A 13,778-nucleotide genomic window follows, 5' to 3' on the forward strand; every position below is an offset into this window, starting at 1 on the left:
TTACTGCAACTGCCCATTCGATTGGTCGGTGTAGGGTTGACTGTGATGGCATTGGATCGTGCCTGTCAGTTTTTGCGCGGGGCAGGCTTAGACGCGTGGGTTCCTTGGTTGATCATCGTTGTGTTGGCGCTTTGTGGGCTTCGATTGTTGCGATAGCTGGGTCGCAGCTGGACACCAGCGATGGGTGGGCAGCTTATGCCAGTTGCCGGAGTCAGGAACGCGCTTAACGTGTTCATACACCACAACGAATTGTACCAATGGAGTTATGTATGACCGGCATTCTCACCACCGAAGACTTCACCATAAATTCAGACAGCCAAGTGACTGATGGCTGCGATGTGTTTTGCGGCAACTATCAAAAAATTCATCGTATTGGCCATTTGATCATTGCAGGAACGGGTCGCCGCGTGACCAAGTTTGCGTTTCTTCACGCCTTAAAACAAGCGCTAGCCAAACGGGCTGAGGCAACAGACATATTCACTCTACTATCGGGCGTGGTTGTCTCGCTGGACTTGGGCAAGTGGGTTGCTTTAGTGCTGGATATGGATAGCAAAACGCTCTATCACGTTTCCAACGAAGGAATTGCACCGGTGATCCCGCCCATTGCTATCGGCAGTGGTGGCACCGAACTGATTAACGCCTATCGGGCTTTGAGTGCTGTCGAAAAGCGCGATGGTATTGAGATTGCTGACAAGGTTGCTGTCGCGTTTGAAGTGGCTTCAGCGGCCGATGTGCTAACAGGTGGCGAAGTGCAATCAGTCTCGCTGGAGCAGGCATTAGCGCTGCAAGAAGTCTCTTTCTGACGAGTTCTCTCTGGGGTTGTCACCCTTTGGGCAAGTAAGGTTGTTACCTTGCTTGCTCTTTTTTATTTGGTTGTGCAAATGCACGGTATTATCTATAATTGTGCGTGTGGACAATGTTGTTTAGGTGTGCATCATGAATTACGCGCATACAGTAGCGAAACCCGATCCAGCCGATGTGCTTGGGAAAAGTACCCTTAATGCTGGTCGTCATCTTGGATTATCTGCGGAACAAGTCGGCGAGATTATCGGTCGTGGACGGACAAGCATTACCCGTAATGGGATTGACCCAACATCAAAAGCAGGGGACTTGGCAATGCTACTGGTGCGACTGTATCGCTCGGTGCACACGCTCATGGGTGGTGATGATGCCAATATCCGACATTTTATGACGACCAATAACCGAGGTACGCAAGGTCGCCCTATCGACCAAATCTTTCGAGTTGATGGTCTGGTACGCGTGGTGTCATACTTGGACGCGATGCGCGGTCGTGCATGATCTTTCCTGCTATTGATCAAGAGCCATTAAATGGAACGCTCTGGCGCATTGTTGAATCGCAAGAGAGTGCGGCAACACTTAGCATTTCCGATAATTTGGCAGAGCAGGCGGTTTTAGAGGAGCTATTGGAGCAGCGCTCTAAACCACCGTATCCAGACGATTACAACCGCTATTCTTATCTGCTCTCAACCCCGTTTCGCTATCCACCACTCGACTATGGCAGTCGATTTGGCTCTACCACTGAGGCCAGCCTCTTCTATGGCTCAGCGAAGCCAAATACCGTTTTGGCGGAGTGCGCCTATTACCGGCTTTCCTTTTGGGATGACATGGAAACTCCGCCGCCAAACCCCATTGTTACGCAGCATTCTTTGTTCACCGCTGATTATGCAACAGAGCATGGTGCCAATTTGACTATCGCTAGTGCTGAGCACCGCGCTCTGATCAGCCATGCTAGTGATTATTCGTTCAGTCAGGCTCTGGGCTCTCATTTGAGAGATGCCGGTGTCAAATTACTTCAATTCTATTCTGCACGATGCCCGGATCAGGGAATGAACATCGCGCTTTTCGATCCATCTCCGTTCACTTGTTCATCGCCGACGAGCAAACAAGAATGGCTCTGCGAACTGACGGGTGACACCGTGTTCTTTAAACGTGTCCAGTACTTGGATTCGCACGCCTTCTTGCGCGACCAGTTCATCGTCGAGGGTGAACTACCTCGACCAGCGTAACTCACTGCTGACCGTGAAGCGGATCAGGCTAAGTCTTTAATAACTCTCTGTTGTCCGGCTTGGACACGGCTCATTTATCAGTCGTAGCGCTTGGTTGCGTGATCTGCCTTCTGCCATACGATGACCCTATCGATTTGGCAGGAGATTTATTATGACTCAACTAACCGGAACAGTTCGTCGCATCTGGCATGACCGTGGTTACGGCTTTATCTCCGTGAACGGCCAAGATCAAGATGTCTTTTTTCATCAGCATCAATGTGGTTTCTTCGGTTCACTGCACCCATCTGAGCTAGTGAAATTCATCGTTCGTAAGTCCCGCAAAGGTCTAGAAGCGGTCGACGTGCAGCGTGTTTCATTGGCTGGCCGTGAGCGAGTCATCGTGCCGCTTAAAGAGTTTGTTATGACGCGCTCTGAAACACCCCGTTATGGCGAGGTGGCCAAGCGTACTGCTTGGCAAAGCGGTTGGTATCGCGACCCGCAACAGGCTCGCGACGAACTCAAAGCCAAGGCCGAGGAGCTGGGTTATAACGCAGTGCTCAATCTTACGTGTCAGCGCAAGCCTAAGCATGTTGGTGGCAACTATTTCATCACCGTTCATCAGTTTACCGGTGATTTAGCGGTCGTTGGCCAACGTCAGTGGGTCAGCAAGGTTCGGGCTGCAATTTGCAGAAAAGCCTGCGAACCGGCAGAGCCAGTGGCCGAGGTCAACACCGCTTCTGTCGAAGGTGCATCGCCATCGGCGATCACGGCTATTTGCTGTGTAGCATTTGTTGGTATGGCCGTTGTGGCTGCGCTGGCAGGTGCATAACTTTGTCCGGCATGGACGCTGGGCCTCTTTCTACTCAATAGGTACTCACTATGGCAAACCATTTACACCAACGTTTCCCTGTCGGGGCAGTCGTCAAACTCGCAAAACCTTGCATGGGTAATCCTGCAGGTTCCCTTGCGTTCGTCTATGAAAACTATCGTTTAGGCGCATCGCGTCAAGGGATTAGTCTGCTGTTTGCAAACGGCAAGTACGATGGTTTTGGTCCAGAATGTGTCGCTTTGTTTGGCCTGACGTTAGTCCGCATAGAGTCGACCTTGCAAGACTATCAATTTAGCAATGTTGGCCAACTCGATATTGACCGCCAGCGAAAGGTGTTTGCGCCCGCTTTTGCTTAGCGACTACGTTGGGGCAGTTACCGGTGTAATTGTCCCGTTAACGCGCCTCTTTCGAGTGTTTGCTCCTTCTACCATGTCTAAGATTTCCCCAATCTTCAGGAGCTTGCATGCTACCTTCTTGCTTAGCATTTGATGTCACTCGATCTGCGCCAGGTTCGGCCGATATATTACAGCGTAAGGCCACACTTGAAGCTGCTATCCATAAGGCTAAGACCGCAGAGGCTGCGTTATTACTTGGCGCGATTTTACTGGTCGTTATCTACAGCCAATTGAGCGGGCCACAGCAGTGGTTTCTCGTTGGAGTGGGTATGATGTTGTATTGGCCGGGGCAATGGGTTGCTCGTAAAATTTCAGCATTAATGAGGCTGCGTGATTGGTGGTCGGGCAATGCTTTGGCCGGTATTGCCATCGGCGTCACTGTGACCACTATTCAGGCATGGAGTCGCTTCCCCCTCGAAGTTGTCATGTTGTTGGTCGTACTTTTGTTGTCTCTTCAGATCTTGCCGAGAGATGCACGCGTTGCTTTTCGCGATCAGCTTCATCTGTTTGAGACTGCGACGGACTCGCACTTGCTCCAGATCCGAGAGAGTCTCGCCAATCCAGTCATTGCTAATTACATTGGCTCGCTGAACCAGCAGCAGCGTCCAATGATTGTTGCCGAGTACCTCGCACTTGCAAAGCACCTGAGTCGCCAGCGCTCAGAGCAGGCTCGACAGCGACACGAACAAGACATCTACGCCGCCAAAGAGGCGCTTAATGCCGTACAGCATTCGGATGCCCAATGAACATCGGCTTTAACTTTCACGAGTTCAATGGGCACAGAGCTTTGGTGTTCTTCCTTACTATTTTTATCAAAGGCTGGTTGGTCGCCGCGGTGGCTATGGCGTGGTACCTAGGCAGCAACTTTAGAATCCAGCTCATGTTCTCACCCGTCATTTGGTTTATTCCATTGTTTGTCGCGATACCTGGCGCGGTGTATCAAGGGATTAGGTGCTCGCATCATCAAGGGATGGCCACCAATTGGCGCGCTCAGCCTCGCTGGTTTCAATACACCATGTATGTTGCAGGAGCATTGTTAGGGCTGGGTGTGTTTGTCGCGCCGATGATGGAGGCACCACCGCGAGCTGTCGCTGAGCTGCAGCAATCCATTAAAGCCGCAGGCACCAGCGACTTGCAGCAGTCATATAGTGATGCCATGGCCGATGGCGCTATTTCCCGATATGAGCTTGGCGTACTGCGTCGTGAGCTATTTCGAACAGCAGTGCGCGACGATCATGATAAACAGAGTGGCGTGAGACAGTCTGCTGAGTAACAGGCGCAGCGGTAATTCCATGTTTACCGATATCTCAGATTTAGAAGTTGAATTCCTTGAGGAAACAGAACGGTGACCTTATGAAAACGAGTGAATTTGAACAAGCTATCGCGTACGATCCGTCAACGTCGTACTGGCTAAAAGAGCAGCTTGATGTCACTAAGCAACGCGACCCAGTGGATGCGCTGAATGATGCCGAGGCGCTGGTAACAGCGTTAAAAGCGCGGTTGACGCTGCTGACAGAGGCTTCGTCACCTTGATGTCGTAGCCTGCACTGGCGTCTCTAACTTCGAGGGTTCATCAGATTGACCACAACTTGTTTTACTTGTTTGTTTAAGTTGCCACAGTCAAATGAGCAAGGCGCTTGCCATCAACTCCTGCCACTCCCCACGATCAACTGCAAACGGTATCAACCTGCCCGTGCTCGCTTGCTCCAAAAAAACTTCCGCGTCATATATGCGCTCCACAACCAATTTGGCAATGCGGCGGCAAATGCTTCATGCTTTTGTGATTGTGCACCGGGGTAGTGGATCAGCTAAGGTGTTCATTTCACCCGATCACCATTACCATCAAACCAAGGATGTCACTACGCGACAGTTGTACTAATCGCTCTGGGAAAGCATTGATGGATGTTCGTTTACCTGCCGCTCTTAGTCTCGACACCGGCCAACTGGTCGATGTCAATGATGTCCCACGAGGACGAAACTGCGGATGTATTTGCCCTTCATGTGGTCAAGGCTTGTTGGCACGGCAAGGCGAGTGGAAGGCTTGGCACTTTGCTCATGAGCACGATTCCCCCATCCCTCCTAAAAACCCTTGTATTATCTCATTTGATGTTGTGGCACGAGACTTAGCGGTGCAGCTGCTTTTATCGGGCAACATTAGCTCATTGCACCTGCCCGAACTCACCCTTGATCACCAACGAACCGGTTTGACCGAAAAAGTCGCCCCAAAATCAGAGCATCACGCGCTGCACTTTGAGAAGGGTGGGCCGCTCCAGTTGTTTACCAACATTAAAGGGCATCGCTTAGATATTGGGGTTGGTCAGTTGGATGATGGGATTAGCGATGCGATTTACCGCCCAGGACTAGCGGCCATTGGCATAGCTATTGATGTCGCCACTATCCGCTCTCAGTATTTTAGCCGTAACAACAAGACGACCTTCACCGAGCTTCTGGTAGGTCAGATCAGTGACGTGACAAACATCCGATGGTTGTGCCACCCGCGGCTTGAAGCAGCCCAGGATCGACTCAAGGCGCGCGTCCAAGAGCAACTTTCAACAAAAACAGGTAGTTTTCCCGGCCTGTTGTCTCCGAAGGATGATGATCGAAGTGCGGGGTTCTTGGGAACTTACACGTGTTCTGCTTGCGATCACCGATGGCCGGGACGACAACTCAGTCCGCGCGATTTTGAATGCCCAAAATGCGGGGCAGGGCTGGGTCAAACTATGTTCGATCACCGACGCATGGAGTAAAGTCGCCGTCGGGGTGCCGGCTTAGGTCGCGACATGACAGAGGTCTTCTGGTGTCGTCGACGATTCTCGTATGTGCCCCGTCATTTATTTGAGGAACATATCCGGTGAACACGCTGCCTTTTGCTCTTTACCATGGGACATCATCGCTCTTTCTAGAATCCATCATGACTCAAGGATTGGGCGCAGAGAGGCCGGTGTTGCAGCACTCTGTCATAGAAATGATTGCTAAAATGGTGGATGCGTTTGAAGCGCGGTTTCCAATGAACAAAGAGTGGATGGATTATTCTTGGTTCGCTAAACGTATGGTGGCCAATGAAGATGGCCAACGGTTCTCGTTTCGATACGGGGGAGGGGCGTATTATTCGGTTTGCCCCGGTCGAGCTTTGGGGTTCGCGAGAAAAAGACACGGATCGGAGGCCATTTCAGCTCTGGTTGAACTGCATGAGATCTTGCACCGGTTGGCGCCCGATCTGGCCGACTCCATCTATCCCTGTGATCACGATTTGCGCGAGTTTTTAGCTCAACCCGCCTCACCCGTGATCTTGAAGGTTTCCCGCATCGACAAGGGCGACCTTCGAGCCGAGAATGGTGGCCCCATAGGCGAGACTTTGGATTATATGACCGAAATTTTTTTCATGAAGTCTAAGGGAGTTCAAGCCGTGCAGCGGGAGCAAACGAACTTCGAGTGCTTGGCCGTGGTTCCTCCGGAGCACATTGAAGTGTTTCATGCTGATCGAATCGCAGAGTTATTCGTGTAACTCAGGCAGGTTTCTGCCAGTTCGGATCACCGAAGTTGATAACGAGTTAGCTACACGTTTCTGCTCGCAGTCGGAGTGGCTTTGTATGCACGAATGGTTCGCTCCATGAATGACTGTGTTTGTTCACTGACCCGATCTAAGCATTGATGAAGCGTGGCAACATACTCCTTCATAAACTCTGGTTTGATTTCCACCGCTGCTCCTTCGCGCCCGCTGAACCACTCGTATTTATTTACAATTGCTAAGATCTTTTTGTCTTTGATGGTTCCACCAGCGTGAACAATGATATTGCGGATCTCTTGGACGTCAGCAATAACAGATTGCTCTTTTTGCAAGGAAGAGAACTCAAAGTCCGCCACTTTCTTGAGGTAGCTCCATGCTCGCTTAATGCCTCTGTCGTTGAGATCGGTGAACTTTATTTTGCTCTGCATGGCATTTGCCACATCGCGGCATAGAGCATTAAGGCCATGTTCCAATTCGTTTTGCAGAACGATCAGCATCGCCTCTCGATGAAGCTGCTCTAGCTCCGCTATTCGCATGAAATCCATCGCGAACGACTCGTGCACGTCTTGCAGCCGCGACTCGGCATTTTTACTCACAGCAGGCGCCTCAAGTGCTTGTTGGTAGCCCTGTTCGATCTGGTTCGAGCGTTCATGCCATGTTTGCTCTACCACGGAGTAGGCGCTTAGCACGTCGCTCAATCGGTTTTTTACCTCATTACAACGCATACATAGGCCCGACCTGAAAAAATCGAGGTGCATCGGTAATAGTTGATTTGTTGATGACATATCCATCTCAAAAGTTGAAGGTTTGGTGCCTCCGATGCGATGTCGAATGCACGATCTTAGTCCGGAAAAGTGTCTAGTAATCCTTTGTCAGCTTACCTGTTGTGCCAACGGATTCGACGATCTGTGCATCATCTAGACCACAAAACCACTCACCCTTCAGTCGCTTCTTTTTAAACTGCTTGTGCAGACGCTGTTCGAGTTTGGCGGCGCTCCCTTCCACCTCAAACACAAGCGATAATTCCAAAGCCATTGCATTGGATGTTTGCAACGCTTTAAGGCGCTTCCTAGGTGACTTGCTTATTCCAATTTTGCATTGATCGGTCTGCTTGATACGGACCACATACAGGTGTTGCTCTTGGTGAAGCTGTCCTGCTCGTAAGTAACCCGAGGGCGTGATTTGTCCGCCCGAACGGCGCGTCAACACAAGGCCTGCTGACTTGAGTCCGTCGTACACTCGCTTGACGTCATCATCTGCAATCCCATGTTCAGATTGTTTTGATAGCTCTTTGAGAAATCGCCCGTCGCTTGGCCAAGCTCCATCGGCTGCATCAAAGATCAAGTCGATAGCGCTGTGAATTCCGAATTTGCGAATGGTCTGTATTCGACGCGCACTGACTGCTTGGCGCTTGGCATCCGACTTAAGCTTTTGCCGTTCCTTTTTAGTCAGTTTAATGCGTGGGGCTGCAGGTTGCGCTGGTATGGCTTCTTCGTCCACAACAGGCGGCTGAAGGGTGGGTAAAAAGGCTTGGATCTCTTCAAGGTATATCTTGTTTTTGCCTGCTTTCACAAACGCAATAAAGCGACGCAAGGTGATTTGTTTCCCCACCAACTTCTTAAGCCAGCCTTTTTCGGCAGGGTATACACCTAGTGCTTTTTGCTGAGCGGTCGTGTAACCGCCGCGGGGAGTCTTTGCTTTGTTGAGGCGCTCTTGGGTCAATACGATCAGTCGATTCAAAACCACTCCGATATCGATAGCGGTATGGGTTGCCAAAGTTGATGCGCGACAGATACTCATACTGCTCGGATTTGAGCCGGTTAGATTATCACAATCGTACTGGGCGCCGAAGCACCCGATTAGCCATTGCTTACCGCGAAACGAAGGATCAAACGATGACACGAAATCCCTCTCAATTTTTGGTCGAACAAATCAAATTGGCGGGCTATGACCGCATTCATCCTGGCTCAAGCTTGCGCTTTATTCGAGCATTGCTCCCACAGCTCCCGCGACAATGGCAGAGCCTCAATAGCGATGCATTGGTCAAAAAAGTGCGTCAACAGTGTGAGATGGCCGTCAGTGCGAATTTGCTCACCCGCAAGCGCATGAACGGCATCACAGGCTATGTCTATTTTGTGGTGGCGTAGCTTGGTAGTCCTTCTGTGTCGGTCTTGGACATTGGTGAAAATAGGGGGTAGCCCCGTTAGGAAGTCGTCATAGGATGAATTCATACTAAAAAACACCAGAGAAACCACCATGCCTATTCGCTTGATTGTCCTTGCAGCTAAAGAAGCCAACCGGATCACGTATACCGGCAAACTGAGTTATGCCGAATTGTCAGCCAACTTTGAGCAACTTCCAACCGAAGGAGTTCCGTCTGAGCTGAAGCAGCAGCGGGACTTAACCAGTGCTCGTGCTAACGCGATTCGCAAGTACCTCACTGACAATGACGACTACTCATTTCCTGGTGTAGTTGCCATCATCAAAGGCTTCACCTTCTCCCGTGCTGATTTGACAATGGCAGGTCAACCGTATGGTCAAGCCCATGTCCAAGTGGGTGAGATGGTGATCCCGGACGATGCAGTGCGCTTTCTTGCCGATGGACAAGGGCGACTTGGTGGCATTAGCAAAGCATTGCCTCAGAAGCCGGAGTTGGCCGATAGCTTCATTGATATCAAAATCATTGAAGGAACCACCATTGAGCAACACCAGCGCATCTTTGTGGATTACAACCGCAATGCGAAGAAAACATCCGAAGCCATCAACCTGACAATGGATACGCGTGAAGTGAAATCGCGCTTCACCAAGGCTGTACTCAATTCGTTTCCAGAAGCGCTTCGCTCGCGCTTTGACATGGAAAAAACCGGTGTTAGCGGTTCGACATCGTTCCTGTGGACGATCAATCAGCTGGCATCGTTCTTGGTCAACTATACCGGCTTAACCGCCAAGCAAATGGAAGAGGTATTGGCTGATGAGGCGGCAATGTCAGTTTACATTCGCCATATTGGCCAGTTCTTTGAAAAGCTCATTGCCAATCCTCAAATTGAGGCCGCACTGAGTGGAAAGATTAGCGCCGCTAGTGTCCGAGAGGATTACGTGTTTGGTACCGCGGTCATGCTCGAAGCGCTTGGTCAAGTCGGTCATGCGGTGTCAGCTTACTTTCTGATGAATGGTACCGAAGACTGGAGCCGATTGGATGGCTTGGCTCACGTCGACTTTCAGCGACTGGCCAAGCACTGGCAAGGTCGCTGTGTCGGTGCGGAGGGTGAAATGGTCAAGAACAAGCGCGCCAAATGCCTCTCGGCCGTTACCATCATCACAAGCTTGGGGTTACCACTCACGCCTGAACTCGCTGAAACACTGTCGGCCGCAGCATAAGGAGAGCGCTATGAATCCGGTACTGTTCAACGCCCTGCATTTAGTCTGCCCTGAGTTTCAAATCCAAATGCGCCGCCATCTGGCCAAGCAGCCGGTCGGCCAGCTGGTTCATATTCAGACCAAAGCACCCAATGCTGAGCGTGATGTCAGGCTCTATGCTGCGCATTCCAATCATAAAGTGGTCGCCTGTCAGAAGGAGCAGACGGTTACCCACATCATGGTGAAAATTGGCGCCTCGTAGGGGTACAGTGCGGCAGCAGCCGTACCGGGCGGCGATAAAATAAATGGGCCCAAACTCTCAAGAGTCGCGCGGCAGCTGACTGCAGACATCGTAGCGGTTACTCCATGACGCTCCGATGCCCTAACAAGTAATGCGCAGCCTGCGCTGCTCTGTTGTGTCCGGTCGCGACACTGCTGAGCATGGCTCCGATTGCCGCAACAACAACCGGACGTATCGTAATAGCTAAGCCAACTGACAACGCTAGAGCCAACGATGACCACTGCCATTCCTGAAACCTTTGCCGAGTTCTACAACGACCAAGAAGCGGTCACTACGATTGATGGTACTCAAGCGCAGCTCGATGCTGATAAGCAGCTCTACAGCATGTTCCGCACCATGGTGGATGACATCAAGCTGCTCAAAGGGCAGGGCTACCAAACGACCGTCGCTTGGTCGAAAGGCAAAGACTCGACCTGTGTTCTGTTGGCCGAGCTTCAAGCTCAACGTGAGTTTCTGAGCGAAAACCCTACTTTTGCGCCAGCCAACAACCCTGTGGTGGTCACCTCCATTGATACCGGTGTGGAAAATGTCTGGATCCAAATTCATGGCCGCTATGAGGAGCAGCGGCTCAAGCGCTACTGCAGACGTGTGGGATTAACTCTTGAGCTGCTGACTGCTCGACCTCCTTTGGCAGAGCGCTGGACCAGCTTGTTTCTGACTGCCCACAAGCTGCCATCCGTCGGCCGCTTAAACAATGATTGCTCCGTGATCTTAAAGATTGACCAAAGCGCACGGTTGCTCAAGACCATCAATGAACGTTTCGGCTCCGATCGTGTGGTGACTTTGCTGGGGTCGCGCATTGAAGAGAGTCTCTCTCGCGCTGAGTCGATTCGTCGACACAGCAACGATGTTGCTGTTGATGAGGTGATGGCAAACGGCAAAAGTAGCAAGGTATTCATGCCGATCCGAGATTGGACCTATGAAGATGTCATGGGCCTACTGAGCCGTGCCGGCAGCAATCCTCAAAGTCGTCCTTCACCCGAGTATGCCATTCCGGGCTACGGCGAAAACTTCCGGATCTTGCGCGTGATTTATGGCGATGCAGATTCTGGTAGCTGTCCTGTCTCTGCCCACAAGATCAAAGGGGCTAACAAGCAAGCCGGTTGTGGAGGCAGTCGCTTTGGCTGCGGTTTATGCCTGAAAGTGCCGCGTGACCGCTCCGTGGAAAATCAGAATCAGAAGGTGCGCTACAAACACTTGCAAGGGGATTTGAAAAAAGTCCGCGATTACATTTTCTCGGTATCGCAAGACGTCAGGCATCGCACGTACCATGCCCGGGCCATCGATACGGAAACTGGCCATGTGGTGCTTCAGCCAAACGTCCTGAACGCCATGACGATTGAACGGATTGCACTGTATTTGATGCAGCTGACCGATGACGACGCCAAACGTGCTGAGCACTTCAAAGGGTTGGTCGCTCAAGGTCACGCCGCATTAATGACCGATCCGGGCTATGCCGACATCATGACCGATCCTGAATTGTCGCTTGAAGACCGTGATGAACTACGCCAGGTCTATGTCGAAGGCGCTCAACAGCACCTGATCAACATTCTTGGCGTTGAAGAAGCGGTCTACTTGGATGCCATTCATTCACGGGATGGCGTGCGACTGCCTCCGTATCGAATGACTGCCTTATTGGCAGCAGTCCATGCCGGTAAGCGCCTGCCATACCCTCGTGTCGATCTATCCAAAGTGCGAGTTGATGCTATTCCTGATGCGCGAATGATGCCGATTGATGAATTGCCAGTGACCCCCATCTTCCGTCCGACCGATATTATTGAGGCAGATTTTCGGAGTGGCTGTGTGTCGGTGAACAACGATGCCAGCGAGTCGTATACGTTAGTGGTGCGTCAATCGAGCGAGAATACGCCAACATGGTCACTGTCGTTCAAGGGACGCATCGTGCCGCTGCATGCACTATTAGAAGAAGATCTGGCGGATATCAAAGCTGAGATGCTTGCAGCGTTGGCTTCGTCCGAACGGAGCGAAATAAAACGCGTGATCAAGCTGCGCCATCGTCGGGAATACGCACTGCCCCAGCAGGTCAATAGCTCCGGTGTAAAAGCCGAACCATATCGTAATTGGTCGCGCCGAAAAGCCACTGTGAAAAAAGGTGTGATCAGCAAAGGGCGCTCCTCGGTGTTGTTCTATCGCTTCGATAGTCGCAGCCTGTTGGAGCGCGCCCATGTTCAGGCCAGACCGTTTTGGTTGCCGAGCTGGACACGAACCGAAGCCCGAATTTACAGTGATGTCCGCGATGTGACCATGTTGCCCGAACATCAGTCCAACGTTGGGTACGCCATCAACCCCGAAGCACTGAGCGACTGGCTGCAGTTTAGTGCCGAGCATGCCTTTGATGCACATAATGACGCCGTGCTAAGTGCCCAGAAAAAACGATACAGTCGCTTTCGCTACGCTGGTGTCGGTGTCTTTGAAGAGCTGCTGCGACAAGGGGTGCTGTGTCTTAACAGTGGTACTGAAGCCACCAGCCAAGCAATCAGTGACCGCACCGCCATGTTTAATCGCATGGGTCTGTTCGAGCGCAAAGACAATCGAACCTTAGCGCAAGCTGGGATCTCCATGAGCGAGTATCGTCAAATCAAAGCCAAGCGGGTCGCAACATTACGCCAAGACCGAACGGCGTCACGTCGCCGCGCGGCACAAATGCTGGAGAACGTGAAGGACAGTCCGGCAGCCTATGCCGCGACAGCTCTATCGGATGCCGCGGCTGTCCTGATGCAGCACTACCAGTCCATCTATTCCGAGTGGCTGGCCTATGCACTAGGCGTCCATCTCGGTCAGACCGGGTTCGATGACGTCAACTTTCAAGCTCGGGCGAAGGTGAGCCGGATTTGGCTGGATGAAACAGAGACAATGCTGGCTGATGTGGATGTGCTGAGCAAAACCGTGCTGCTCGATGAGCACCGGGCCGCGCTCAACTCCGACTGGCAAATCAAAGCTGCCATGGTGCGCGACCTTGCACAATATCAGCAGCAGCTTGAAACACTCCGTACCCAGGCACAACAGCAGCTGCAAACCCGCGTGTTTTCTCAACAGGAAGTGGTGCCGTATTGGTTGTTGCTCGTTCAGATGGTGCTCGCAGGCTTGCCACAGGCCACTGAACTGAGCGGTTGGCATATCGCTCGAGTTGAGCAAGCTCAGCACGATGCCCGTGCGTTCTTTTCGAAGCTCCAAGGTTTGGATGCAGCTCCGGAGCAACCAAACGGCATTGCCATAATGCCTGCCGCGCTGGTGGGTCGTCATAGCAAATTGGCGATGGCGAATGCGTTGGTGCAGAGCGCACAGCCATAATAATTCCTGGCGAAGTCGTTACCGGACAGCTCTAAGACGCCGTGTTATTTGCCTTGTTGCGGTGGGTGAG

Annotated in this window: 16 protein-coding genes; 14 read left to right on the plus strand and 2 right to left on the minus strand. The window is 51.7% G+C overall.

The window, feature by feature from the left end:
* Window positions 1-269 precede the first annotated feature (269 nt).
* The 10 genes from IC617_RS08430 (at window position 270) to IC617_RS08475 (ending at window position 6,735) form a co-directional block, all read left to right on the plus strand.
* On the plus strand, window positions 270-803 hold the full coding sequence (locus tag IC617_RS08430; protein ID WP_191144556.1) for an Ntn hydrolase family protein: 534 nt from the start codon (window positions 270-272) through the stop codon (window positions 801-803).
* A 133-nt stretch (window positions 804-936) separates the two neighbouring features.
* A complete protein-coding gene (locus IC617_RS08435) occupies window positions 937-1,299 on the plus strand; it encodes an MbcA/ParS/Xre antitoxin family protein (protein WP_191144557.1) in 363 nt (120 codons plus the stop codon).
* Window positions 1,296-2,027 carry an RES family NAD+ phosphorylase gene (locus tag IC617_RS08440; protein WP_191144558.1) on the plus strand — a complete coding sequence of 244 codons (732 nt, stop codon included), beginning with the start codon at window positions 1,296-1,298 and terminating at the stop codon, window positions 2,025-2,027. Before IC617_RS08435 ends, IC617_RS08440 begins: the two co-directional genes overlap by 4 nt.
* A 151-nt stretch (window positions 2,028-2,178) precedes the next feature.
* Window positions 2,179-2,835 (plus strand): cold shock domain-containing protein, encoded by a 657-nt coding sequence (locus tag IC617_RS08445; protein WP_191144559.1) that lies wholly within the window; start codon window positions 2,179-2,181, stop codon window positions 2,833-2,835.
* A 50-nt stretch (window positions 2,836-2,885) separates the two neighbouring features.
* The gene (locus IC617_RS08450) at window positions 2,886-3,191 is read left to right on the plus strand and encodes a hypothetical protein (RefSeq protein ID WP_191144560.1); all 306 of its coding nucleotides are present in this window, start codon (window positions 2,886-2,888) and stop codon (window positions 3,189-3,191) included.
* Window positions 3,192-3,298: 107 nt separating this feature from the next.
* Window positions 3,299-3,976, plus strand: a complete 678-nt coding sequence (locus IC617_RS08455; protein ID WP_191144561.1) for a hypothetical protein — start codon at window positions 3,299-3,301, stop codon at window positions 3,974-3,976.
* Window positions 3,973-4,503 carry a hypothetical protein gene (locus IC617_RS08460; RefSeq protein WP_191144562.1) on the plus strand — a complete coding sequence of 177 codons (531 nt, stop codon included), beginning with the start codon at window positions 3,973-3,975 and terminating at the stop codon, window positions 4,501-4,503. The genes IC617_RS08455 and IC617_RS08460 overlap by 4 nt, the downstream gene beginning before the upstream one ends.
* 80 nt (window positions 4,504-4,583) lie before the next feature.
* The gene (locus IC617_RS08465; protein WP_191144563.1) at window positions 4,584-4,763 is read left to right on the plus strand and encodes a hypothetical protein; all 180 of its coding nucleotides are present in this window, start codon (window positions 4,584-4,586) and stop codon (window positions 4,761-4,763) included.
* Window positions 4,764-5,128: 365 nt separating this feature from the next.
* A complete protein-coding gene (locus IC617_RS08470) occupies window positions 5,129-5,977 on the plus strand; it encodes a competence protein CoiA family protein (protein ID WP_191144564.1) in 849 nt (282 codons plus the stop codon).
* Window positions 5,978-6,081: 104 nt separating this feature from the next.
* On the plus strand, window positions 6,082-6,735 hold the full coding sequence (locus IC617_RS08475) for a hypothetical protein (protein WP_191144565.1): 654 nt from the start codon (window positions 6,082-6,084) through the stop codon (window positions 6,733-6,735).
* Window positions 6,736-6,785: 50 nt separating this feature from the next.
* Here the strand turns inward: IC617_RS08475 and IC617_RS08480 are convergent, their stop codons facing one another.
* Entirely contained in the window at window positions 6,786-7,436 is a 651-nt protein-coding gene (locus IC617_RS08480) for a hypothetical protein (RefSeq protein ID WP_191144566.1), read from the minus strand.
* 160 nt (window positions 7,437-7,596) lie between these two features.
* On the minus strand, window positions 7,597-8,460 hold the full coding sequence (locus IC617_RS08485) for a GIY-YIG nuclease family protein (protein WP_191144567.1): 864 nt from the start codon (window positions 8,458-8,460) through the stop codon (window positions 7,597-7,599).
* 173 nt (window positions 8,461-8,633) lie between these two features.
* Here IC617_RS08485 and IC617_RS08490 point away from each other — a divergent pair, with 173 nt between their 5' ends.
* From IC617_RS08490 to IC617_RS08505, 4 genes are all read left to right on the plus strand, one after another.
* The gene (locus IC617_RS08490) at window positions 8,634-8,885 is read left to right on the plus strand and encodes a hypothetical protein (RefSeq protein WP_191144568.1); all 252 of its coding nucleotides are present in this window, start codon (window positions 8,634-8,636) and stop codon (window positions 8,883-8,885) included.
* 109 nt (window positions 8,886-8,994) lie between these two features.
* Window positions 8,995-10,116: a DNA sulfur modification protein DndB gene (locus IC617_RS08495; protein ID WP_191144569.1), complete on the plus strand. Its 1,122-nt coding sequence runs from the start codon at window positions 8,995-8,997 to the stop codon at window positions 10,114-10,116.
* Between the two features lie 10 nt (window positions 10,117-10,126).
* Window positions 10,127-10,357, plus strand: coding sequence for a sulfurtransferase TusA family protein (locus tag IC617_RS08500; RefSeq protein ID WP_191144570.1), 231 nt, complete (start codon window positions 10,127-10,129; stop codon window positions 10,355-10,357).
* Between the two features lie 252 nt (window positions 10,358-10,609).
* Complete coding sequence (locus tag IC617_RS08505) at window positions 10,610-13,708, plus strand: adenine nucleotide alpha hydrolase family protein (RefSeq protein ID WP_191144571.1); 3,099 nt, start codon at window positions 10,610-10,612, stop codon at window positions 13,706-13,708.
* Window positions 13,709-13,778 lie beyond the last annotated feature (70 nt).

It is taken from the genome of Neiella litorisoli (genome assembly GCF_014773395.1).
Taxonomy (GTDB): Bacteria; Pseudomonadota; Gammaproteobacteria; order Enterobacterales; family Neiellaceae; genus Neiella; species Neiella litorisoli.

What these genes read in the sequence shown, in the direction of transcription:
- IC617_RS08430 (WP_191144556.1), top strand. Translation starts at nt 270, where the DNA reads ATGACCGGCATTCTCACCACCGAAGACTTCACCATAAATTCAGACAGC.
- IC617_RS08435 (WP_191144557.1), top strand. Translation starts at nt 937, where the DNA reads ATGAATTACGCGCATACAGTAGCGAAACCCGATCCAGCCGATGTGCTT.
- IC617_RS08440 (WP_191144558.1), top strand. Translation starts at nt 1,296, where the DNA reads ATGATCTTTCCTGCTATTGATCAAGAGCCATTAAATGGAACGCTCTGG.
- IC617_RS08445 (WP_191144559.1), top strand. Translation starts at nt 2,179, where the DNA reads ATGACTCAACTAACCGGAACAGTTCGTCGCATCTGGCATGACCGTGGT.
- IC617_RS08450 (WP_191144560.1), top strand. Translation starts at nt 2,886, where the DNA reads ATGGCAAACCATTTACACCAACGTTTCCCTGTCGGGGCAGTCGTCAAA.
- IC617_RS08455 (WP_191144561.1), top strand. Translation starts at nt 3,299, where the DNA reads ATGCTACCTTCTTGCTTAGCATTTGATGTCACTCGATCTGCGCCAGGT.
- IC617_RS08460 (WP_191144562.1), top strand. Translation starts at nt 3,973, where the DNA reads ATGAACATCGGCTTTAACTTTCACGAGTTCAATGGGCACAGAGCTTTG.
- IC617_RS08465 (WP_191144563.1), top strand. Translation starts at nt 4,584, where the DNA reads ATGAAAACGAGTGAATTTGAACAAGCTATCGCGTACGATCCGTCAACG.
- IC617_RS08470 (WP_191144564.1), top strand. Translation starts at nt 5,129, where the DNA reads ATGGATGTTCGTTTACCTGCCGCTCTTAGTCTCGACACCGGCCAACTG.
- IC617_RS08490 (WP_191144568.1), top strand. Translation starts at nt 8,634, where the DNA reads ATGACACGAAATCCCTCTCAATTTTTGGTCGAACAAATCAAATTGGCG.
- IC617_RS08495 (WP_191144569.1), top strand. Translation starts at nt 8,995, where the DNA reads ATGCCTATTCGCTTGATTGTCCTTGCAGCTAAAGAAGCCAACCGGATC.
- IC617_RS08500 (WP_191144570.1), top strand. Translation starts at nt 10,127, where the DNA reads ATGAATCCGGTACTGTTCAACGCCCTGCATTTAGTCTGCCCTGAGTTT.
- IC617_RS08505 (WP_191144571.1), top strand. Translation starts at nt 10,610, where the DNA reads ATGACCACTGCCATTCCTGAAACCTTTGCCGAGTTCTACAACGACCAA.